We start from the raw sequence: 20,338 nt of genomic DNA on the forward strand, positions 1-20,338 counted from the left end.
AAAATGTCTTCTTTATGTAATCAAGCTGAAATTTTCTGAAATTTATAGGGCGAATGAAGGAAGTTCCCGCATTTTGTAGAAATATTGAGGGATAGGTTTTGAAGAAGGAGTGTACACGCATGGAAACTCTTGGTGTCCAGGAAAATACGGAGCTGCGGGAAGAATTGAAGCGCCTCAAAGAAGAAAATGCCCAGCTGAAAAAGGAATTGAATCAGCATCAAGTGATTGTCAACAATACGCTCGATGCTATTTTTATATGTGATAATGAAATGCGAATCGTTCAGGCGAATGAAGCGACAGAGAGGATGCTTCAAGTTGATGCGGAAGATTTGAGGAAGCGTTCCGTTTTGGATTTTTTGTTTTCAACCCCAAAAGATGAACTGAATGTTGCCGTAAAGAAGTTTTTTAAAAAAGGCTTCCTGTGGAAGGAGGTTCCGATCAGGCTTGATGGCGGGGCGACAAAATACATAGAGTTTCTGGCCAAAAGAGGGATTGGCGAGGATTTCTTTTTTGTTGTCATGAGAGATATATCTTCAAAGAAGATTCTGGAACGGGAATTCTCAATGAATGAACAGCTTTTTAAAGACTTGTTTGACAGGGCTGTTGACGGAATCGTCCTGTTTGATAAAGACGGCAGCTTTATCGATGCCAATTTGTCCTTCTGCAAAAGCTTTGAAATCAATCATAATGAGCTGTCTCATCTATCGTTGTATAAGTTCATAGACAGCGGATCGCGGAAAGATTTAGACAACATTTGGAAGACGCTCAACCGTAAGGGAAAAGCGCAGGGGGAGCTGCCCGTTAAGCTTCGTTCAGGCGTTCAAAAGCTATTTGAATTCACGATTACCTCAAACATCATCAGCGGGTTTTATATGTCTATTATGAGAGATATCACAGAGAAGCGGTCTATGGAGCTGCAGCTCTTTAAAAGTGAGGAGCGCTTCAGAGAAATATTTGAAAATGCGATGGATGCCATTATCATCTGGTCGAATGACGGAAGAATCGTCAAGGCGAATCAGTCAGCCTGTAAAATTTTTGAGTTGCCGATGAATTTGCTGTTGAAAAGAAGGCTGTGTGATTTTCTCGTTGATTCCCAGAAAAAATACAGCGTAACGAAAAAGAAATACGCAAAATACGGAGAGATTAGAGAAGAGCTGCTGTTCCAAATGGGAAACGGTCAGTTTAAGGAACTTGAATTCACTTCAAAGCGGACAATACTTGAAAATCAGCACTTGACGATTTTAAGAAATGTCAGCGACAGAAAGCGGATGGAAAAGGAGCTACGGGAAAGTGAGCTGAAATTCAGAAAAGTGTTTAATGGCTCAATGGACGGCAATGTACTGTTCGACAATCAATACCGAATCATCGATGCTAATCCCGTAGCAAGCCATATTTTAGGCCTGTCACATGAAGAGATTAAAAAGCACAGCCTGTTAGAGATTATTTCTTCCTATGAAATAGAAAATCTTGCATCATCAGCAAGGCAGATTAATTTTGATGAAATGGACAACGAAATTCCATTTTTGCTGAACAGCAGTGACAATAGGAAACTCGAATTCTCATTTAAACGAAATATTATTCAAAATATGAACCTGGCTATCTTTAAAGACGTAACCGAGCGAAAAGAACTGGAGGAACGTCTGCGCAAGTCAGATACCCTTCATGTTGTCGGCGAACTTGCTGCCGGCATTGCTCATGAAATCAGAAATCCGATGACTGCACTTAAAGGCTTCATTCAGCTTTTGAAAGGAAGTGTGGAGGGAGACTACGCCCTTTACTTTAATGTGATCACCTCAGAATTAAAGCGCATCGAATCCATTATCACCGAATTCTTGATTTTAGCGAAGCCCCAAGCGATTATGTATGAAGAAAAACACGTTACCCAAATTATGAAAGACACCATTGACCTTCTGAATGCGCAAGCCAATCTCAGCAACGTACAAATGCATCTTGATTTAATTGACGACATTCCTCCGATTTACTGTGAACCGAATCAGCTGAAGCAAGTATTTATCAATATATTAAAAAATGCCATCGAAGTAATGCCTGACGGCGGAAACATTTTTGTGACGATGAGAACATTGGACCGGGATCATGTGGTCATCTCCTTAAAAGACGAGGGAATCGGAATGACAGAAGATAAATTAAAACGCCTTGGTGAACCGTTTTATACGACAAAGGAAAGGGGAACTGGACTTGGGCTTATGGTAAGCTATAAAATTATTGAAGAACATCAAGGCGAAATCATGGTGGAAAGTGAAGAAGGGAAAGGCACCGTTTTCCACCTTACGCTTCCCGTCAGACAAAATGCTGAAGAAAGAAGGATTGATGAATGAACTACTACACGACAGCGGAAACGCCGCTCGGAGAACTTTTCATTGCCGAGGAGGATGACCAGATTACCCGTCTGTTTCTCAGTCAGGAAGATTGGATGGATTGGAGAGAAACGGTTCAGAATACTGAGCGCAAGGAAACACCTTATCTGGCAGAAGCGAAAAAACAGCTTCATGAATATTTCACCGGTGAAAGAAAGACATTCTCACTGCCGCTGAGTCAAAAGGGCACCCCTTTTCAGCAAAAAGTGTGGGAGGCGCTGGCGATGATACCATACGGAGAATCCAGAAGCTATGCTGACATTGCCGAAGCGGTAGGCAGTCCGAAAGCGGTGCGCGCAGTCGGACAGGCTAATAAACGAAACGACCTGCCGATTTTTGTCCCATGTCACAGAGTGATCGGCAAAAACAGCTCGTTAACAGGGTACGCTGGGAGCAAAACCGATATCAAAGCATTTTTGCTGAACATCGAGAGAATCTCCTACAAAGAAAAATAAAACATATGGTACGTTCCTTTTTTTCGCGGCTGACATATCATTTTATTAAGTGAAAAAAGTTGGTCTGATGAAAAAGGAGGACAAAGCAATTGAAGCCGAGCCGCTCTGAGAAAATTGCCGTTTTTGCCAAACTGTTTGTGAAACTGCATATCATATCAAGCGCTCAAAAAGATGAAATCATCAATATGAATAAAAACAAACAAAAAAACCGCTGACTCGCTCAAAATGAGCAAAGGGCAGCGGTTTTTAGTGGACCTTTTCGCCTTTGAAGAGCTGTTCAATCTCTTCTTCATAGTTACCGGTCATAATCCCTTTTTCAGTAATAATTCCTGAAATGAGATCATGGGGTGTAATGTCAAAAGCGGGATTAAAGACGGGCACTTCAGATGGAGCGGTCCGGACTCCTGAAATCTGCCTGACTTCCTCGGGATCGCGTTCCTCTATCGGGATATCAGCGCCAGATTTCACTTTCGTATCGAATGTGGATAATGGTGCAGCGACAAAAAACGGGATATCAAAGGCGTTGGCTAAAATTGCGAGACCGTATGTTCCGATTTTATTTGCCGTATCACCGTTCTTTGCAATGCGATCGGCGCCGACGATGACAGCAGAAATTTGTTTTTCCTTCATCGTATGGGCGGCCATGCTGTCAGTGATCAAAGTGACATCAATGCCGCCCTGCATCAGCTCCCACGCAGTCAGGCGCGAACCTTGAAGAACAGGCCTTGTTTCACAGGCATAAATGTGCAGTCCCAAATCTTTTTGTTTGGCCAAATAAAATGGAGCCAGCGCCGTACCGTAGCGGCTTGTCGCGATAGAGCCGGCATTGCAGATTGTCATAATCCGGTCGCCTTTTTTGAAAAGCTGCAGGGCGTTTTGACCGATCATCCGGCACGTTTCCTCATCCTCGACCTGAATTTGAATCGCTTCATGGACAAGGTTTGTTTTTGCTTCATTTACGGAAATGGCGTTTTCGATCGAATGGCGCAGTCTCTCAAGCGCCCATGATAAATTAATGGCGGTGGGCCGTGAGCTGTTTAAATACTCTTTGATATCATCCAGTCTGCGGCGGAATTCAGTAACATCATCCGTTTCAATGTCTTTTGCAGTAAGCGCAAGTCCGAAGGCTGCCGTAATGCCGATCGCCGGGGCGCCTCTTACTTTGAGCGTGACAATGGCATCAAATACATCCTCTTTCGTTGCCAGTTCTAAATATTCCGTCACATCAGGAAGCTTTTGCTGATTTAAAATGGTAATAGCTGTTTCTTTCCATTCAACAGAACGCGGAACAGCAAATGAATAGGTCATGAACAGATCATTCCTTTACAAGTAACTCAAATAATTCAGTAACATCTGTTATCGTCTTGAATTCCGAACGTTTTTCGATAAAGGCTGCGCCGGTTGTAAGCGCCAGACGCTTTCTGCCGATTCGTTTATCAAACGGCACGATCGTATCCAGATCATCAACATGGGCAAGGCCGACCGTGCGGCGTATCAGCTCGCAGCCCGCAAACCCGATTGCCTCTTCAAGAATATGACTGAGCGTATCAGAAAGGTAACCGTCGATGTTGGCGTAAACATCCAAACTGTCCTTCTCCCAGGCTTCAGTGAATGTTTTTTGAAATGTTTCCCAAACCTGCTTGACATGTTGATATAACGGCTCTCTGGCATCACCGTCACGCCCGAGTGCATTCAAATATAAGTTGGCGATAAATTGGCCCACATCAAAGCCAATCGGTCCGTAAAAAGCAAATTCAGGATCAATTACCTTTGTTTCATGCTCGCTGGCAAAAATGCTTCCTGTATGCAAGTCACCGTGAATGAGTGTTTCTGCCGATGTTAAAAATGACTTTTTGAGCTTTGCGGCCTCGATTTTGACGTTGTCATTATTCCAAAGCTCTTCGACAAAAGGACGAAGCTCTTCTTCAAAATCATTTGTGTCATGGTCAAAGAAAGGGTCTGTAAAGACAAGTCTTTCCGTTATGTCGCACAGCTCCGGATTTGTAAACTGTTTAACAAGCTGTTTTTTGACCTTAGGTTCAAGCGCGTAATCCGATGAATAGAAAAGTGTTTTTCCTAGAAATTCACCGATGTGCTGTGACAGGTAAGGGTAGTTTTCGCCCTCAATGAGTCCTTTTCTTGCGATTTTCAGGTGAGAAAGATCCTCCATGACGGTAACCGCCATTTCAGTATCGGAATAGAACACTCTTGGAACGAGATGAGGGACATGCTCGCCCTGACGGATGAGAGCGCTGCTTTCGATTCTTGCGCGATCGATTGTCAGCGGCCAGCTTTCTCCGACGACTTTTGCATAAGGAACCGCCTGTTTAATGATCAACGCTCTGTCATGTTCTTGATCATAAATATGAAAAACGTAATTTAAGTTGCCGTCACCGATCTCCTGGCATGTCAGTGTGCTTTTGCTTGGAAATAAACCAAGTTTTACCGCCAGTGCCACTGCGGAGCTTTCATTTAACGTTTCGTATAAAGGTGTTTTTGTGACTGCCATTGTCATAACCTCCAATTTATGTAATCGCTAGATGCGTTTGCAGCTGAAGCGCAGTAAAAAAAGCCTCCTTCTCAGAGAGAAGGAGGCTTAACATCTATGTCCGCCTCTCTTATCTCTCAGATCAGATCTGAATGGAATTAGCACCGTGCCTTAAGAGACAAGCGTCTCGGCGCGAAAAAGATGCGCCCCATTTCACAATGGAATTACGGTCGGTTGCTGTTGGGGTCAAAAGGCCAAATCCTTCGCCCAACTCTCGATAAGAGAATATATTCACTTGTTAAACAATTCTAATTTATCAGTTGATGAACATAGTAACAGGTGTTTTAGTAAGTTGTCAATCTATTTTTTAATATAAATCTTTTCTGATATCATCGAAAACAGGTATACGCTTACGCACCTCAACGCTTTCATGAAGGTCGATTTCCGCTCGGACAATACCTTCTTCCAGGCCGCCTTCAGCAAGTACGCGCCCCCATGGATCAATAAGCAGGCTGTGTCCGGCAAATTCATTATCGGGATTTGAACCGGTACAATTGCAGGCGGCGACAAAGCATTGATTTTCAATGGCGCGGGCAATAAGCAGGCTTTTCCAATGGTCAAGGCGTGGAAGAGGCCATTCCGCGGAAATAAACAGCACGTTGGCACCTTTTGTCGTATGTTTTCTGATCCATTCCGGAAAACGGATATCGTAACAGATCAGCCCAGAGCATTTGACGCCATCAAGCTCAAAGTACCCATCTTCTGAACCGGCTGATAAATACACATGTTCATCCATCAGCTGAAAGAGATGGGCTTTTCTATATTCCTTAATGATTTGTCCTTCCTTATCTGCAATGTACATCGTATTATAAACATCAGAATCCTCTCTGACAGCAACTGAACCGGCAACAATATGAACGCCATGTTTTTTAGCCGTTTTCTTTAGCCAGCTCTGAGCTGAACGACCGTCTTCATCAGCCAGCTCATCAAGATTGGCCAGATCATATCCGGTCGTCCATAGTTCAGGCAGAACAATCACATCAGCATGTTTGCTTTCTTTTTCGATAAAACTTTCAGCCTTTTTTATATTTTCTGAAGGTTTTCCGTAAGAAATATCAAATTGAAGACAAGATATCGTCCATTTCATTTTTTTACGCCCCCAAATTTTTCTTTACTTTTTTGATTTAACCATATATGATGATGGACTATCATTTCAAGATTTTTTTAGAAGGTGAGAATAGATGATATTTGAACAGTCTCATGTATTGAAGGAATTGCCTAAACAGTTCTTCGCTTCTCTGGTGCAGAAAGTGAATCGAAAGCTCGCGGAAGGACACGACGTGATCAATCTTGGACAGGGAAATCCGGATCAGCCGACTCCGGAGCATATCGTCGAGGAAATGAAACGGGCTGTTGCCGATCCTGAAAATCATAAATACTCGTCTTTTCGCGGCTCGCACAGTCTGAAGTCAGCTGCCGCAGCATTTTACAAAAGAGAATACGGTATTGATCTCGACCCGGAAACTGAAGTTGCTGTATTATTCGGCGGGAAAGCGGGTCTTGTCGAGCTCCCGCAATGCTTGCTGAATCCCGGTGATACGATTTTAGTGCCCGATCCGGGTTATCCTGATTACTGGTCAGGTGTCACACTTGCGAAAGCAAAGATGGAAATGATGCCGCTTGTAAAGGAAAGGGCGTTTCTTCCTGATTATAGCAGCATCGCAGCTGAGGTGAGGGATCAGGCAAAATTGATGTATTTAAATTATCCGAATAATCCGACCGGGGCTGTTGCTACCTCTGAATTTTTTGAAGAAACCGTGAGCTTTGCAAAAGAAAACGGGATTTGTGTCGTTCACGATTTTGCTTATGGCGCTGTAGGATTTGACGGGAACAAGCCGTTAAGCTTTTTGCAGACTGAAGGTGCGAAGGATATTGGCATCGAAATTTACACGCTGTCAAAAACGTATAACATGGCAGGATGGCGGGTCGGCTTTGCCGTTGGAAACGCTTCGGTCATTGAAGCGATTAATCTTTATCAGGACCATATGTTTGTCAGTCTTTTCAGAGCGACTCAGGAGGCTGCAGCGGCGGCACTGCTTGCTGATCAAACGTGTGTGGCGGAGCAAAATGCCCGCTATGAGAGCAGGCGAAACGCTTGGATCGCGGCATGCCGGGAGATTGGCTGGGATGTGACAGCTCCGGCAGGTTCATTTTTTGCATGGCTGCCTGTGCCTGAAGGCTATACATCTGAGCAGTTCTCCGACCTTTTGCTGGAAAAAGCGAATGTGGCGGTTGCGGCTGGAACCGGCTTCGGTGAATATGGCGAGGGCTATGTCAGAGTCGGACTGCTGACAAGTGAAGAAAGACTTGAGGAAGCCGCCTATCGAATTGGGAAACTGAACCTGTTTACCCAAAAAAGCATTGACAAGATTTGATAACGATGGGATAATTCAAAATAATTTATAAAATCTATATTTTCTTATCAAGAGCAGGCAGAGGGACGAGCCCGATGAAGCCCGGCAACCGACTTGTAAAGCACGGTGCTAATTCTTGCAGCTGGCGGCTGAGAGATAAGATTCGGACGAGAAACGAAACCTCTTTAGACGCGATTGCTGTTTGAAGAGGTTTTTTTATATGGATGAAAATGAAAGGAGCTCTGGCATGAGTGAGTTATTAGCGACATATCTCCTGACAGAACCGGGAGCCGATACGGAGAAAAAAGCAGAACAAATCGCAACAGGATTGACAGTGGGCTCCTGGACGGATCTGCCCCTTTTAAAACAGGAGCAAATGCAAAAGCACAAGGGGCGGGTGATAAAGGTTGAGGAGATAGAGGGAACTCCTGCATCAGGAAAACAAGCAGTGATCACAATTGCCTATCCTGAAATCAATTTCTCTCAGGACATTCCGGCTTTGCTGACAACAGTGTTTGGCAAGCTGTCGCTGGACGGAAAAATCAAATTGCTTGATCTTCATTTCTCAGAAGCATTTAAGCGCACGCTGCCTGGACCGAAGTTCGGCGTATACGGTATCCGAAAGCTGCTGGGGGAGTTTGAAAGACCGCTGTTAATGAGCATTTTTAAAGGTGTTATCGGAAGAGGTCTGAATGATATTAAAGAACAGCTCAGACAGCAGGCGCTAGGCGGAGTTGACTTGATTAAGGACGATGAAATTTTCTTTGAAACAGGTCTGGCGCCTTTTGAAACAAGAATTACAGAGGGAAAGCAGATATTGAAGGAAACATATGAGCAAACCGGACATAAAACGCTGTATGCGGTGAATTTGACTGGGCGCACGGCTGATTTGAAAGACAAAGCGAGACGCGCCGCCGAATTGGGAGCGGATGCACTTTTGTTTAATGTCTTTGCTTACGGCCTGGACGTCATGCAAAGCCTTGCGGAAGATCGTGAAATCCAGATCCCGATTATGGCGCATCCAGCTGTCAGCGGGGCGTTTACGTCTTCTCCGGATTATGGCTTTTCTCACGCTCTTCTGCTCGGAAAATTAAACCGGTATTGCGGTGCTGATTTCAGTCTCTTTCCGTCTCCATACGGTTCGGTCGCGCTTCCGAGAGAGGATGCGCTCGCGATTCACGAAGAATGTGTGAGAGAGGATGCCTTTAATCAGACATTTGCCGTTCCGTCAGCAGGCATTCATCCCGGCATGGTTCCGCTGTTGATGCGGGATTTCGGCATAGATCATATTATTAACGCCGGAGGAGGCGTACACGGACATCCGAATGGCGCCCAAGGCGGAGGCAAAGCGTTCAGAGCCGTCATTGATGCTGTCCTGGAAGCCCAGCCGATTGATGAAAAAGTCAAGCAATGCAAGGATCTGAAGCTTGCGCTAGATAAATGGGGAAAGGTTGAGGAAGAATGACGACTCGAAAACCTTTCATTATTTGTGATTTTGACGGAACCATCACGATGAACGATAACATTATAAGCATTATGAAAACGTTCGCTCCGCCGGAATGGACGGCATTAAAAGATGGCGTGCTCTCCAAATCGCTGTCGATTAAGGAAGGTGTCGGGCGGATGTTCGGCCTTCTGCCGAGCAGTTTAAAAGAAGAGATGACGAGATTCGTATTGGAAGATGCAAAAATCAGGGAAGGCTTTCGGGAATTTGTAGCGTTTGTCAAGGAGCATGAGCTTCCGTTTTATGTCGTAAGCGGAGGTATGGATTTTTTTGTGTATCCATTGCTTGAAGGCATTGTGGAAAAAGACCATATTTATTGCAACCATGCGTCATTTGACCAAGACTATATTCATATTGACTGGCCGCATTCTTGCAAGGGAACGTGCAGCAATCAATGCGGATGCTGCAAGCCGTCGGTGATACATGACCTTTCTGAACCGAACCAATATATCATCATGATCGGTGATTCCGTTACAGATGTGGAGGCGGCAAAGCTGTCTGACCTTTGCTTTGCAAGGGATTATTTATTAAACGAATGCCGAGAGCGTAACCTGAATCATCTCCCGTATCACGATTTTTATGAGATTAGAAAAGAGATTGAGAATGTAACGGAGGTACAGGAATGGCTGCAAAACAAGAACGCTGGCGAGAGCTCGCTGAAGTAAAACGGGAATTGGCAGAAAGAGATTGGTTTCCGGCGACTAGCGGCAATCTGTCAATTAAAGTTTCTGATGAGCCTTTAACATTTCTCGTAACCGCGAGCGGGAAAGATAAACGAAAAGAAACCGATGAAGATTTTCTGCTGGTGGATCAAAACGGAGAGCCTGTCGAAAGCGGGCATTCTTTAAAACCGTCAGCGGAAACACTCCTTCATACACATTTGTACAATAAAACCAATGCAGGATGCTGTCTGCACGTTCATACGGTAAACAATAATGTCATCTCAGAGCTGTACGGAGACCAAAAGAAAATCACATTCAGAGGCCAGGAAATCATAAAAGCGCTCGGCCTGTGGGAAGAGAATGCAGAAGCGACCATACCGATCATTGAAAATCCGGCTCATATTCCGACGCTCGCGGCACTGTTTTCGGGAGAAGTTTCAGAAGATTCAGGAGCTGTTCTGATCCGAAATCACGGCATTACCGCTTGGGGGAAAACGGCATTTGAAGCAAAAAGAGTGCTTGAGGCATATGAATTTTTGTTCAGCTGCCATTTGAAATTGAAAACACTCCAGCACCAGCTGGTTAAATAAAAAGGAGGAACTGAAATGGCAACAATTCGAATTCATAATGAGGCAAATACAACCATTGAGAATCAAGAGGAAGTAGCAAGTTTTCTGGACAGTCAAGAGGTGATTTATGAACAATGGGATATTGCGAAGCTCCCTGATCAGCTTTCGGAGAAATATGATCTGACAGAAGGAGAAAAACAGCAAATTCTTGATACCTTTGAAGCTGAAATTAAAGATATTTCAGCCCGCCGCGGTTACAAAGCGCAGGATGTTATTTCCTTGTCAGACAGCAACCCAAAACTTGATGAACTGCTTGAGAACTTTAAAAGAGAGCATCACCATACAGACGATGAGGTTCGTTTTATCGTAAGCGGACACGGCATTTTTGTCATTCAAGGCAAGGACGGCACGTTTTTTGATGTCCGTTTAAATCCTGGAGATTTAATCTCCGTGCCTGAAAATATCCGCCATTACTTCACGCTTCAGGAGGACCGCAAAGTTGTCGCGGTGAGAATCTTTGTCACAACTGAAGGCTGGGTTCCGATTTATGAAAAAGACAGTGTGAATCAATAAGCAGGAAAAGCCCCGTTCATCGAACGGGGCTTTTTAGATTTATTGCAAACGCCACTTTTCATATTGTGACATTTCTTTTTTTATCAGCATCCAAATCAAACCTAAAACAGCTGCATCGTCAATGATCCCAAGACCGAGGATAAAGTCCGGAATAATGTCGAGAGGCATGGCGATATATAAGAGCGCAGCAGCTAGAAGCAAAAGGGTTTTCACTTGTGAACGGGGATAGTCACCGTTTCTCCAATCGCGGAGCATTTGAAAAAAAACCTGGATGTGCTGAATCGATTTTTTTCGGTTTTTCCTTTTTAACATCGCTTTACCGCCTGCTGCTCCGAGCATCATTGCTTTTCTTTTCTTCATTGAGCATACCTCCTGCCTGGCGATGTGTTTAAGATATTCTTCATCTGGGTATTGTTCTTCTAATCCTATCAATATATCTATTATACCTGAAAAAATAACTTATTTTAATGAAAATATGTTTACAAATAAAGTATAATCTGTAATAATGCACAATAACCCAATCAAACTTGTTTCCTATTTCTTAGCGGCGAGGGGTGAAGTGAATGGGCGGTTCTTCTGAACAAGAAAGATTGTTGGTGTCTATTGATGAAAAAAGAAAGTTAATGATAGATGCCGCTAGAAAGCAGGGGTTTACAGGGCATGACACGATCAGACACAGTCAGGAGCTGGATTGTTTAATGAACGAATATCACCAGCTCATGCAAGAAAACGAACTTTCTCAAGGGATTCAAGGCCTTGTAAAGAAATTAGGCTTGTGGCCTCGCAGAGATGTTATGCCAGCATACGATGCTAATAAATAGCGGCGCTATCAAATGCATATATAAAGAGAGAGCTTTTCAGAAGCGCTCTTTTTTTCTGGAAAAATTCATATGAAAGAGGGAACTAATGAAAGAACTGGCGATTCTCATTACTGAAATGGTTAATCAATTTCATGATGCTTTTATTTCTTTCTGCGGAATGTTGGGGATTCATTTAACCGACAAAGAAATGCATTTTTGGGTGATCGGCATTTTTGGCATTTTCTTTTTCGGTGTCACGCATGCTGTGTTTAAATGGTTATCTAAATGGAGCATGACAGCCTTGTCCTTTATCTATACCGTTACAGTCATCATCGTTATCGTATTTGCGATTGAAATTCAGCAAAAGGTGACGGGAAGAGGGAATATGGAGTTTTTAGATGCCACGGAAGGTTTAAAGGGGTTTTTAGTATTCTTTATGTTTTTTTTGCTGCTGAAACTGCTGGTGCGCTTCATTAACAGACTCTTTTCTGGCAGGACAGCAAGCAAGTCGAATGGCAATGCCCGGTCACGAAAATAAAAAACCCTCCTGACAAGGTCAGGGGGGCTATGAATCGGATACGGGGAGGGTGATCGTTACCTCTGTGCCTCTCCGCGCTTCACTTTCAATATGAATGGAGCCGCCGTACATCAGCACGATCCGTTTACATACAACAAGGCCGAGGCCGGTTCCTTTTTCTTTGGAAGTCACAAAGGGAAGGAAGATATGATCAAGCATTTCCTGAGAAATCCCTTCACCGTTATCCACAACTTTGATAACGGCCTTTTTATCTAAAGCTCCCAGGGAGATCGTCAGTTTGCCTCCATCAGGCATTGACTCAAGGCCGTTTTTTGCTACATTTAAAATCACTTGTTTAATATGATCTTTTGTACATTTTACGAGTAAAGGCTGCTCGGTTAAATATTGTAATTCGACTTCAACATTGTATAGATTGCCCTCAGAATAGATGATCGGCATAATTTCACCGATAATATCCTGAAGCGAGTTCAGCTCCCATTTTTCAGCTGTCGGCTTGCCGAGAACGAGAAACTCACTCACAATTTGATTGATGCGCTTGATCTCCTGTTCAATAATGGAGAAGTACAGCTGATCTTCTTCACCTTTATATTTCTTTTGAAGCAGCTGAATAAAGCCGCTGATACCGGTGAGCGGGTTGCGGATTTCATGGGCTGTGCTGGCAGCAAGCGTTCCGATCAGCTCTAATTTTTGCGCCTCGTTTTCCGAGCGCTCCAGCTGGGTCTGCCGCTTCAGCAAATAATACAGCACGAGAATAAAAAGAATATTCAGCAGTACAATACTGCAAGAAAGCGGAAGCAAAAGGCTTTTCGTCAGTTCTTCTATTGTGACCGGGTTCGGATATACTTTCATATTCCAGCTGATATCATCCAGATAGCCGCTGACTGGTTTCTGATCTTCTGCATGAGAGGCCTGTCCGCTCGAAAAAATCCTTTTTCCGTCTTGGTTTACAACTTCAATGTAAACATCAGGACTCAGCAAGTTAATGAGATTTTTTAAATAATCAACCTGAATAGCTGCGACAAGATAATCTGTCACATTTCGTTTTGAATCCAAAACAGGGACAGAAATGGTGAAAATCGGCTGGCCTGTAATTCTGCTCGAATAACTATCTGAAATGACTGTCTTTTTTGTTTCCTTCGCTTTTGTAAAAAAAGATCTGTCGGCCAGGTTTACTTGCGTTTTTAATTCTGTTGTGCTTGCGGTGACATCTCCTTTGGCATTCAGTAAATAGAGACCGGAAAACCTCGGCTCCGAATCAAAGGTTTTTTTCAAAATCGACTGCATTTTCTTTATATCAACCGGTCTGTCGATGGCGATGGACAAGGAAGTCATTCTCGCCTTTGTTTCTCCGATTAAATAGTTGATTTTGTTGCGGTGAAGGTTCAGCAGGACACTCGCTTCTTGCTTATGTTCTGCAGCTATTGTATCTTTTTCTTTTTCATATACGAAAAAGCTGATGACGATTGCCGGAATCACGACTAGTATCAGATAAAGTTTGACACTCCCGCAGGCGCCTTTTAGTATTTTCAATTTGCATCGCTCCAACATACACCTGATTAGAGGTATTATATCATTGTTTCTTCTTCTTTAATAAGAAAAAATAACCAAAAAAAATAGAAAAAGATGTTTAGATGCTTATATCATAAAAAAGAAGAGAAATATTGGAAAGATTTTTATTGACATTTCGGTCTTTGTTTATTAATGTTTCTCTGTAACGGTTTCTAAAAGGATGATTGAGACATGACAGAAAAATCACTGAAATTATTTATCGTGCTGTCGCGCGCGTATCGGTCTATTAATGATCATATGAATAAGCATATTCATAAGCATGGACTGAATCCGACTGAATTTGCTGTGCTGGAGCTGTTGTACCATAAAGGCGATCAGCCGCTGCAGCAGATAGGGGATAAAATTCTCTTGGCTAGCGGGAGTATCACATACGTTGTAGATAAGCTGGAGAAAAAAGAACTCCTCATTCGGAAAGCGTCTCCTACAGACAGACGAGTGACATTTGCACAAATCACTGAAAAAGGCATCGGTCTTTTGGATGATATTTTCCCTGGTCATGCTGCAGAAATTGATGAAATGATCAGCGTATTAAGTGAAGAAGAGGTAGAGATGTGCACGGAAATGTTAAAAAGAGTAGGCTTAAACGCAAAACAGTTTCATAATAAGTAAAAAAAGGAAGCCTGATATTCATAAGGCTTCCTTTTTTCTATTTCTCATTTGTTTCCGCTGCGCCTCTTGGCAAGATGAGAACTTCAACGCGCCGGTTTTTGCCTCGGCCTTCCGCAGTTTTGTTGGAAGCCACCGGTTTATACTCCCCATAGCCCTTAGCACTGAACACTTTTGCGTCGAGCTTAGGGTTTTCAATCAGGAGCCCCATAAAGTTTACCGCTCTCATGACGCTTAAATGCCAGTTTGATTGGAATTCGGAATTTTTAATTGGCATATTATCAGTATGTCCGCTGATAATGATATTTCTCGGCGGATTAATCACAAGAAGGTTGGAAATCTCTTGTGCAAGCGGAACATCTTCCTTACGGATGGTCGCTTTCCCAGAATCAAAGAAGATGCTGTCTTTAATCGTAATCAAAAGCCCTTCACTAGTCATCTTTGTTTCTAGCTGATGTTCCAGCTTTTTATCTTTGATGAACTTGTCCACCTGGCTTTTCACACTTTGAAGTTCTTTTTGATCAGCTGCTTTTTCTTTCTTGTTTTTCTCTTTTTCTTTCTCTTCTTTATCCTTTTGAACTTTATCGATTCCATCTTTCTCCTCTTTAGGAGGGGTGACACTGGAATAGTCCATTACACCGGTGCCGCCTGTAAAGACTTCATTAAATGATTTTGAAAGCATCTTAAATTTAGCTACGTCAATCGAGCTGCTCGCATACAGCACGATAAATAATGCCAGGAGAAGAGTTAGGATGTCGGCGTAAGGAACGAGCCATGATTCATCAACGTGCTCGTCCTCATGCTTCTTCTTCTTTTTTCTCGCCATTTTGCGCCTCTCCTTGTTCTGCAAATTTCAAGCGGTCCTTCGCAGGAAGGTACATTAAAAGTTTTTGTTCGATGACTTTCGGTGCCTGTCCTTCTAAAACGGATAAAACACCTTCAATCATGACCTCACGCAGTTTTACTTCTTGTTTTGATTTACGTTTTAATTTGTTTGCGAAAGGATGCCATAATACATATCCCGTAAAGATACCGAGAAGGGTGGCAACAAAGGCTGCGCTGATGGCGTGTCCGAGCTCATCTGTATTGTCCATATGAGAGAGGGCGGCGATCAGACCGATTACGGCGCCAAGTACTCCAAGTGTCGGCGCGTATGTTCCTGCCTGTGTGAAAATAGCGGCTCCGGTTTGGTGCCTGTCTTCCATCGCTTCGACTTCCTCTGTCATGATATCTCTGATAAATTCCGCACTTTGCCCGTCAACAGCCATGCTGAGCCCGTTTTTCAGGAAAGCGTCATCTACATCCTCAATGCTTGCTTCTAAAGCAAGCAGACCCTCGCGGCGTGCAAGCTGAGCCCATTCAGAGAACTTAGGAATGAGCTCCTCTATTGTGAGCTGCTTGTTTTCTTTAAATAACACTCGGAACAGCGCAGGCACGTTTTTAATTTCTTTTGTTGGGAACGCAATAACGACTGCTGAGATTGTCCCGGCAATAATAATTAAAATGGCAGCTGGGTTTGCAAGCGCGCTGAAGCTGACGCCTTTTAGAACCATTCCCACACTCAATGCCACAAAAGCAAGAATAATACCAATTAACGAAGTTTTATCCATAGTTTTCACCAAATCCTTTTTTACTAGCTTGTCTATGGTTAATATCGGTTTTGGTGCCCGGAACTTTAGGGACATTGTGAATTTGTTCATGAAATTTTCAAGGAAGAGGCATAGAAGGGAGAAATAAACAAAATGAGCTTTTCAAAATTGAAAAGCCCTGGGGTTTAATGAAATTGGCAGTTTGCTTGCAGGCTTTCCTTCAGATTGTTTTCATATATGAGTAGAAATAAATATTCACTGTGTATAAACATGTTCCATTCCTCCTTAAAAAAAGTGTAAAGGATAAAGGGGAGCAGCGCTTCGTGGGAAGGGACGGTATTTTCTCAGTCAAGAGTATGAATGTATAAAAAAGCGGCTTCCTAAAAGGAAACCGCTAATTGTTATTTCGCTCGCACTTTGATTTTATCATTTTCTAAAGTGACCTGAAAACTTGTGATCTCGCTATTATCAAGCAGCAGATTGGTCATTTCGTCCTCAACCCATTCTTGAATGGTTCTTCTAAGCGGACGCGCACCGAATGAAGGGTGGTAGCCCAGCTCAGCGATTTTTTCTTTCGCTTCGTCTGTCACATTCAAGCTAATGCCGCGTTCAGCCAATGTTTCTTCAAGTTCACCAAGAAGAAGGCTGACGATTTTGACAAGGTGTTCTTTTTCCAATGAGCGGAACTCAATAATGCTGTCAAAACGGTTGAGGAACTCAGGTTTAAAGAACATGCTCAGTGAATCAATCAACGTTTGTTCTTCGATGGCACTGTCCTCTGCTTGGAAACCGACTTTTGTTTGTTTTTCGCCGGTGCCCGCATTGCTTGTCATGATAATCACAGTGTCTTTAAAACTAACGGTTCTGCCTTGGCTGTCTGTCAGACGGCCGTCCTCCATGATTTGCAGGAACATATGCTGAACGTCTGGGTGTGCTTTTTCAATTTCATCCAATAGCACGATGCTGTAAGGATTACGGCGCACTTTTTCTGTTAATTGTCCAGCTTCTTCATGACCGACATATCCTGGCGGCGAACCGATGATTTTAGATACGGCGTGTTTCTCCATGTACTCGCTCATATCGAGGCGGATAATTGCTTCTTTTGTGCCGAATAATTCATCTGCCAGTGTTTTTGAAAGCTCTGTTTTCCCTACACCGGTAGGGCCGACGAAAAGGAAGGAGCCGACCGGTCTGTTTTTGGATTTTAATCCTGCACGGCTTCGTCTTACCGCTTTTGCCACTTTTTGAACGGCAGCTTCTTGTCCAATTACACGTTCCTGAAGCTTTGCTTCAAGCTCTTTCATTTTTGTTTGTTCATCAGTCTGCAGCTTGCCGACAGGGATGCCTGTTTTTTGTTCAACAATTTCTTGAATGTGCTCAGCTTCCACAGTGACATCGGAATGAGCGGAAGAGCTGTTCAGCTTTTTCTCCAATGAGATTTCCTCATCACGGAGTTCGGCAGCCAGCTCATAATTTTCTTCTTCCAGGGCTTTTGTTTTTTCAGCTTCAATCGCAGTTAAGCGTTCAGCCGCATCTTCATCACTTAACTCATCAAGTAACAGGTTGGCTTTTGAACCCGCTTCATCCAATAAGTCAATCGCTTTATCCGGCAGGTGTCTGTCCTGAATGTAGCGGGATGATAAAGTCACACATGCTTTGATTGCATCATCGCTGAATGTCACGCCATGGTATGCTTCGTATTTGTCTTTAATCCCTTCTAAAATGCGGATGGCCTGTTCAATGGAAGGTTCTTGCACCATGACAGGCTGAAAACGTCTTTCCAGTGCGGCATCTTTTTCGATTTGACGGTATTCCTTCAGTGTTGTGGCACCAATGACTTGCAGTTCGCCTCTGGCAAGGGCAGGTTTCAGAATGTTGCCGGCGTCCATTGATCCCTCTGCAGAGCCTGCGCCGACGAGAAGATGAATTTCATCAATGAACAGAATGACATTTTTTCGTTCTTTCAGCTCATTGATCAGCTGTTTCATTCTCTCTTCAAATTGGCCTCTGATCCCTGTGTTTGCAACAAGGGATGCAACATCCAGCAAGTAAAGCTCTTTGTTTTTCAGTTTGTTTGGAACATCACCTTCAGCAATTTTTAAAGCGAGCCCTTCGGCGATGGCGGTTTTCCCTACACCCGGTTCCCCGATGAGAACCGGATTGTTTTTGTTGCGGCGATTCAGAATTTCGATCACGCGCGCCACTTCTTCATCACGGCCGATGACGGGGTCAATGAGACCGGCTTTTGCACCGTTTGTCACATTTTGAGCCAGCTCATCAAGCAAGCCTTTTTTCTGGCTTTGTTTTGCTGCGTTTTGTTCTTTCGGCTGGAATGCCTGCTCAAACGGAAATCCGAAAGATTGAGGACCCATACTCATTGAAGGTTTACGGATCAGTTCGTTATAGCAAGTTTCACATAGAACCATATGTTTATGAACGGAATTTATTTGCATGTTAAGGCGAATCGTCGCCTCGTTTTGATGACAATGTTGACAACGCATTTGCCAAAACCTCCTTAAAAATTTGATCTTTTTTGACCAATGAATGTGAATAAAAAGGCCGTTTTGATTTGACCTTCTTTGACTATTAGTATACGGCAAACCCATAGGCTTTCAAAACAATATGCTCAGAGCAATCTGACTATTTGACTAACTTTGACCAATTGATGTTTAAAAAAGGCCGGTTTGTTTGACCAACTTTGATTATCAGTATACTCTGACCTTCTTTGACTTTCAAGCCTTTTGCACAAAAAATTTTTGGTTTGTTCACACAGTAAAACATGTTTTCTTCGTCTTTTCAAGGAACTTGTCTCATAGGTTATAAAAAGGCATATATGGACAAAACTGCGGTTCGTTCGGAGGGGAGAAATGGAACAGTCAAAAGGGTCTGCAAGTCAGCTTGCTTTTGTGTATGTCGGTACAGTAGTCGGAGCTGGATTTGCGACTGGCAGGGAAATTGTTGAGTTTTTTCTGAAATTCGGCTGGTTCGGGTTAGTCGGTATTATTGTCAGCGGCGGAATGTTTACGTTTCTGGGTGCCAAGCTGATGATTATTTCTAAGCGAATCAATGCCAAGTCATATCAAGAAATGAACATATTTTTGTTCGGGGAGACGGCTGGGCGGATTATCAATGTCTTTATGCTGTTTGTTCTCCTTGGTGTAACTTCTGTCATGCTCTCTGGGGCAGGGGCGCTTTTTGAGGAACAGCTGGGGATGTCCGCACAAATTGGGATGCTGATTACGATCGGATTGAGCTTAATTGTGATGACCAGAGGAGTAAAAGGCATTTTTGGTGTCAATGTGTTTGTTGTTCCTCTTTTGATTATCTTTTCTATGATTGTGGTGGCCGACTCTTTTATTTTCAGCGAGACACGGAACGCGGTTCAGTGGGTCTGGCCGCATCGCTGGGATTGGCTCCTGTCAGCATTCTCTTACGGCGCATTGAATTTATCGCTTGCCCAAGCGGTTTTGGTCCCGCTTGCGAATGAAATGTCATCGGAAAAAGTGATCAAAAAAGGAGCTTTAATCGGAGGCACGATGCTGACGATTGTGCTTTCCGCGAGCTTTCTGTCTTTGTCGACTCTCCCGGATGTTTTTTTGTATGATATACCGATGGCTCAAGTGGTTTATCTCTTTGCGCGATCTGTCCATTTGATTTATTTGCTCATTATTTTCGGCGAAGTGTTCACATCAGTGATCGGCAACCTTTATGGATTGGAAAAGCAAGTGCAGAGCTTTCTGCCAATGAAAGGAAAATATATATTTACGGCCATTATGCTTACAGCTTATATCACGAGCCAAATTGGATACGGCAACCTGATTTCAACGATTTATCCCTTGTTTGGCTATGTGAGTCTGGCCTTCATAGGCGCACTGATTTGCAAAAAGGCTCCCCGGCGGCGCAGTTTGTAACATACATATATAATGAAGCGGGCCGTCATTGCAGAACAAAGCTTGATCAGAAAGCTGGTAGCCGACTTTTTTTATTGTCAAGAAAAACAACATTATGGTAAGATAGCAGAAGTGAAAAATTGAAGAAAATCCGTGCGATATGCGGGAGAGGTTCTAGCTACACCCTCTATAAAAAACTAAGGACGAGCTGTATCCTTGGATACGGCCTTTTTTATGTTTTTCTAGAGCACCTTCCGATAAGGTGTTTTTTTGTGTGAATCAGCTGTAGCAATGTCTCTCGCCGAC

General features: G+C 43.4%; 20 protein-coding genes and 3 riboswitches. Of the genes, 12 read left to right on the forward strand and 8 right to left on the reverse strand.

Annotation, left to right across the window (positions count from 1 at the left end):
* Positions 1-119 precede the first annotated feature (119 nt).
* The 3 genes from kinE to G4P54_RS07130 all read left to right on the forward strand — a co-directional run bounded on the left by kinE (position 120) and on the right by G4P54_RS07130 (position 3,045).
* Positions 120-2,336 (forward strand): sporulation two-component system sensor histidine kinase KinE, encoded by a 2,217-nt coding sequence (gene kinE / locus G4P54_RS07120; protein ID WP_167872219.1) that lies wholly within the window; start codon positions 120-122, stop codon positions 2,334-2,336.
* Complete coding sequence (locus tag G4P54_RS07125; RefSeq protein WP_167872220.1) at positions 2,333-2,830, forward strand: methylated-DNA--[protein]-cysteine S-methyltransferase; 498 nt, start codon at positions 2,333-2,335, stop codon at positions 2,828-2,830. Before kinE ends, G4P54_RS07125 begins: the two co-directional genes overlap by 4 nt.
* 89 nt (positions 2,831-2,919) lie before the next feature.
* On the forward strand, positions 2,920-3,045 hold the full coding sequence (locus G4P54_RS07130; RefSeq protein WP_032682182.1) for a hypothetical protein: 126 nt from the start codon (positions 2,920-2,922) through the stop codon (positions 3,043-3,045).
* A gap of 31 nt (positions 3,046-3,076) precedes the next feature.
* Here G4P54_RS07130 and mtnA read toward each other — a convergent pair whose 3' ends face one another.
* The 3 genes from mtnA to G4P54_RS07145 form a co-directional block, all read right to left on the reverse strand.
* Positions 3,077-4,138: an S-methyl-5-thioribose-1-phosphate isomerase gene (mtnA, locus tag G4P54_RS07135; RefSeq protein WP_167872221.1), complete on the reverse strand. Its 1,062-nt coding sequence runs from the start codon at positions 4,136-4,138 to the stop codon at positions 3,077-3,079.
* A 7-nt stretch (positions 4,139-4,145) separates the two neighbouring features.
* Positions 4,146-5,339, reverse strand: a complete 1,194-nt coding sequence (mtnK, locus tag G4P54_RS07140) for an S-methyl-5-thioribose kinase (protein ID WP_167872222.1) — start codon at positions 5,337-5,339, stop codon at positions 4,146-4,148.
* Positions 5,340-5,445: 106 nt separating this feature from the next.
* Positions 5,446-5,602: riboswitch (SAM riboswitch) on the reverse strand.
* A gap of 83 nt (positions 5,603-5,685) precedes the next feature.
* Positions 5,686-6,465 (reverse strand): carbon-nitrogen family hydrolase, encoded by a 780-nt coding sequence (locus G4P54_RS07145; protein ID WP_167872223.1) that lies wholly within the window; start codon positions 6,463-6,465, stop codon positions 5,686-5,688.
* A gap of 94 nt (positions 6,466-6,559) precedes the next feature.
* On the opposite strand from G4P54_RS07145, the gene mtnE reads away from it, so the two are divergent.
* The 5 genes from mtnE to mtnD all read left to right on the forward strand — a co-directional run bounded on the left by mtnE (position 6,560) and on the right by mtnD (position 11,040).
* Complete coding sequence (gene mtnE / locus G4P54_RS07150) at positions 6,560-7,753, forward strand: methionine-glutamine aminotransferase (RefSeq protein WP_167872224.1); 1,194 nt, start codon at positions 6,560-6,562, stop codon at positions 7,751-7,753.
* 41 nt (positions 7,754-7,794) lie between these two features.
* Positions 7,795-7,895: riboswitch (SAM riboswitch) on the forward strand.
* 84 nt (positions 7,896-7,979) lie between these two features.
* A complete protein-coding gene (gene mtnW, locus G4P54_RS07155; RefSeq protein ID WP_167872225.1) occupies positions 7,980-9,197 on the forward strand; it encodes a 2,3-diketo-5-methylthiopentyl-1-phosphate enolase in 1,218 nt (405 codons plus the stop codon).
* On the forward strand, positions 9,194-9,901 hold the full coding sequence (gene mtnX / locus G4P54_RS07160; protein ID WP_024716300.1) for a 2-hydroxy-3-keto-5-methylthiopentenyl-1-phosphate phosphatase: 708 nt from the start codon (positions 9,194-9,196) through the stop codon (positions 9,899-9,901). Before mtnW ends, mtnX begins: the two co-directional genes overlap by 4 nt.
* The gene (locus G4P54_RS07165; protein WP_024716299.1) at positions 9,859-10,488 is read left to right on the forward strand and encodes a methylthioribulose 1-phosphate dehydratase; all 630 of its coding nucleotides are present in this window, start codon (positions 9,859-9,861) and stop codon (positions 10,486-10,488) included. Before mtnX ends, G4P54_RS07165 begins: the two co-directional genes overlap by 43 nt.
* A 15-nt stretch (positions 10,489-10,503) precedes the next feature.
* Entirely contained in the window at positions 10,504-11,040 is a 537-nt protein-coding gene (mtnD, locus tag G4P54_RS07170) for an acireductone dioxygenase (protein ID WP_024716298.1), read from the forward strand.
* Positions 11,041-11,079: 39 nt separating this feature from the next.
* Here mtnD and G4P54_RS07175 read toward each other — a convergent pair whose 3' ends face one another.
* Positions 11,080-11,400: a YkvA family protein gene (locus G4P54_RS07175; RefSeq protein ID WP_167872226.1), complete on the reverse strand. Its 321-nt coding sequence runs from the start codon at positions 11,398-11,400 to the stop codon at positions 11,080-11,082.
* Between the two features lie 203 nt (positions 11,401-11,603).
* On the opposite strand from G4P54_RS07175, the gene spo0E reads away from it, so the two are divergent.
* Positions 11,604-11,861, forward strand: a complete 258-nt coding sequence (spo0E, locus tag G4P54_RS07180) for an aspartyl-phosphate phosphatase Spo0E (protein WP_024716296.1) — start codon at positions 11,604-11,606, stop codon at positions 11,859-11,861.
* 85 nt (positions 11,862-11,946) lie between these two features.
* Complete coding sequence (locus tag G4P54_RS07185; protein WP_167872227.1) at positions 11,947-12,378, forward strand: hypothetical protein; 432 nt, start codon at positions 11,947-11,949, stop codon at positions 12,376-12,378.
* Between the two features lie 27 nt (positions 12,379-12,405).
* On the opposite strand, the gene kinD is transcribed toward G4P54_RS07185, so the two are convergent.
* A complete protein-coding gene (gene kinD / locus G4P54_RS07190; RefSeq protein ID WP_167872228.1) occupies positions 12,406-13,926 on the reverse strand; it encodes a sporulation kinase KinD in 1,521 nt (506 codons plus the stop codon).
* Positions 13,927-14,118: 192 nt separating this feature from the next.
* On the opposite strand from kinD, the gene mhqR reads away from it, so the two are divergent.
* The gene (gene mhqR / locus G4P54_RS07195; RefSeq protein WP_024716293.1) at positions 14,119-14,556 is read left to right on the forward strand and encodes a MarR family transcriptional regulator MhqR; all 438 of its coding nucleotides are present in this window, start codon (positions 14,119-14,121) and stop codon (positions 14,554-14,556) included.
* 37 nt (positions 14,557-14,593) lie between these two features.
* Here the strand turns inward: mhqR and motB are convergent, their stop codons facing one another.
* The 3 genes from motB to clpE form a co-directional block, all read right to left on the reverse strand.
* Positions 14,594-15,379 (reverse strand): flagellar motor protein MotB, encoded by a 786-nt coding sequence (motB, locus tag G4P54_RS07200; RefSeq protein ID WP_024716292.1) that lies wholly within the window; start codon positions 15,377-15,379, stop codon positions 14,594-14,596.
* Positions 15,351-16,163 (reverse strand): flagellar motor stator protein MotA, encoded by an 813-nt coding sequence (gene motA, locus G4P54_RS07205; RefSeq protein WP_024716291.1) that lies wholly within the window; start codon positions 16,161-16,163, stop codon positions 15,351-15,353. Before motA ends, motB begins: the two co-directional genes overlap by 29 nt.
* Before the next feature lie 380 nt (positions 16,164-16,543).
* A complete protein-coding gene (clpE, locus tag G4P54_RS07210; protein WP_167872229.1) occupies positions 16,544-18,643 on the reverse strand; it encodes an ATP-dependent protease ATP-binding subunit ClpE in 2,100 nt (699 codons plus the stop codon).
* Between the two features lie 366 nt (positions 18,644-19,009).
* On the opposite strand from clpE, the gene G4P54_RS07215 reads away from it, so the two are divergent.
* Positions 19,010-20,053: a YkvI family membrane protein gene (locus tag G4P54_RS07215; protein ID WP_167872230.1), complete on the forward strand. Its 1,044-nt coding sequence runs from the start codon at positions 19,010-19,012 to the stop codon at positions 20,051-20,053.
* A 141-nt stretch (positions 20,054-20,194) separates the two neighbouring features.
* Positions 20,195-20,239: riboswitch (PreQ1 riboswitch) on the forward strand.
* Positions 20,240-20,338 lie beyond the last annotated feature (99 nt).

Source organism: Bacillus tequilensis (genome assembly GCF_012225885.1).
In the GTDB taxonomy this organism is placed as follows: domain Bacteria; phylum Bacillota; class Bacilli; order Bacillales; family Bacillaceae; genus Bacillus; species Bacillus tequilensis.

Coding starts and splice junctions, on each gene's coding strand:
- spo0E (WP_024716296.1), top strand. CDS start 11,604: ATGGGCGGTTCTTCTGAACAAGAAAGATTGTTGGTGTCTATTGATGAA.
- kinE (WP_167872219.1), top strand. CDS start 120: ATGGAAACTCTTGGTGTCCAGGAAAATACGGAGCTGCGGGAAGAATTG.
- G4P54_RS07165 (WP_024716299.1), top strand. CDS start 9,859: ATGGCTGCAAAACAAGAACGCTGGCGAGAGCTCGCTGAAGTAAAACGG.
- mtnK (WP_167872222.1), bottom strand. CDS start 5,339: ATGGCAGTCACAAAAACACCTTTATACGAAACGTTAAATGAAAGCTCC.
- clpE (WP_167872229.1), bottom strand. CDS start 18,643: ATGCGTTGTCAACATTGTCATCAAAACGAGGCGACGATTCGCCTTAAC.
- G4P54_RS07185 (WP_167872227.1), top strand. CDS start 11,947: ATGAAAGAACTGGCGATTCTCATTACTGAAATGGTTAATCAATTTCAT.
- kinD (WP_167872228.1), bottom strand. CDS start 13,926: ATGTTGGAGCGATGCAAATTGAAAATACTAAAAGGCGCCTGCGGGAGT.
- motA (WP_024716291.1), bottom strand. CDS start 16,163: ATGGATAAAACTTCGTTAATTGGTATTATTCTTGCTTTTGTGGCATTG.
- mtnA (WP_167872221.1), bottom strand. CDS start 4,138: ATGACCTATTCATTTGCTGTTCCGCGTTCTGTTGAATGGAAAGAAACA.
- mtnW (WP_167872225.1), top strand. CDS start 7,980: ATGAGTGAGTTATTAGCGACATATCTCCTGACAGAACCGGGAGCCGAT.
- G4P54_RS07125 (WP_167872220.1), top strand. CDS start 2,333: ATGAACTACTACACGACAGCGGAAACGCCGCTCGGAGAACTTTTCATT.
- G4P54_RS07175 (WP_167872226.1), bottom strand. CDS start 11,400: ATGAAGAAAAGAAAAGCAATGATGCTCGGAGCAGCAGGCGGTAAAGCG.
- G4P54_RS07215 (WP_167872230.1), top strand. CDS start 19,010: ATGGAACAGTCAAAAGGGTCTGCAAGTCAGCTTGCTTTTGTGTATGTC.
- mtnE (WP_167872224.1), top strand. CDS start 6,560: ATGATATTTGAACAGTCTCATGTATTGAAGGAATTGCCTAAACAGTTC.
- mtnD (WP_024716298.1), top strand. CDS start 10,504: ATGGCAACAATTCGAATTCATAATGAGGCAAATACAACCATTGAGAAT.
- G4P54_RS07145 (WP_167872223.1), bottom strand. CDS start 6,465: ATGAAATGGACGATATCTTGTCTTCAATTTGATATTTCTTACGGAAAA.
- mhqR (WP_024716293.1), top strand. CDS start 14,119: ATGACAGAAAAATCACTGAAATTATTTATCGTGCTGTCGCGCGCGTAT.
- mtnX (WP_024716300.1), top strand. CDS start 9,194: ATGACGACTCGAAAACCTTTCATTATTTGTGATTTTGACGGAACCATC.
- motB (WP_024716292.1), bottom strand. CDS start 15,379: ATGGCGAGAAAAAAGAAGAAGAAGCATGAGGACGAGCACGTTGATGAA.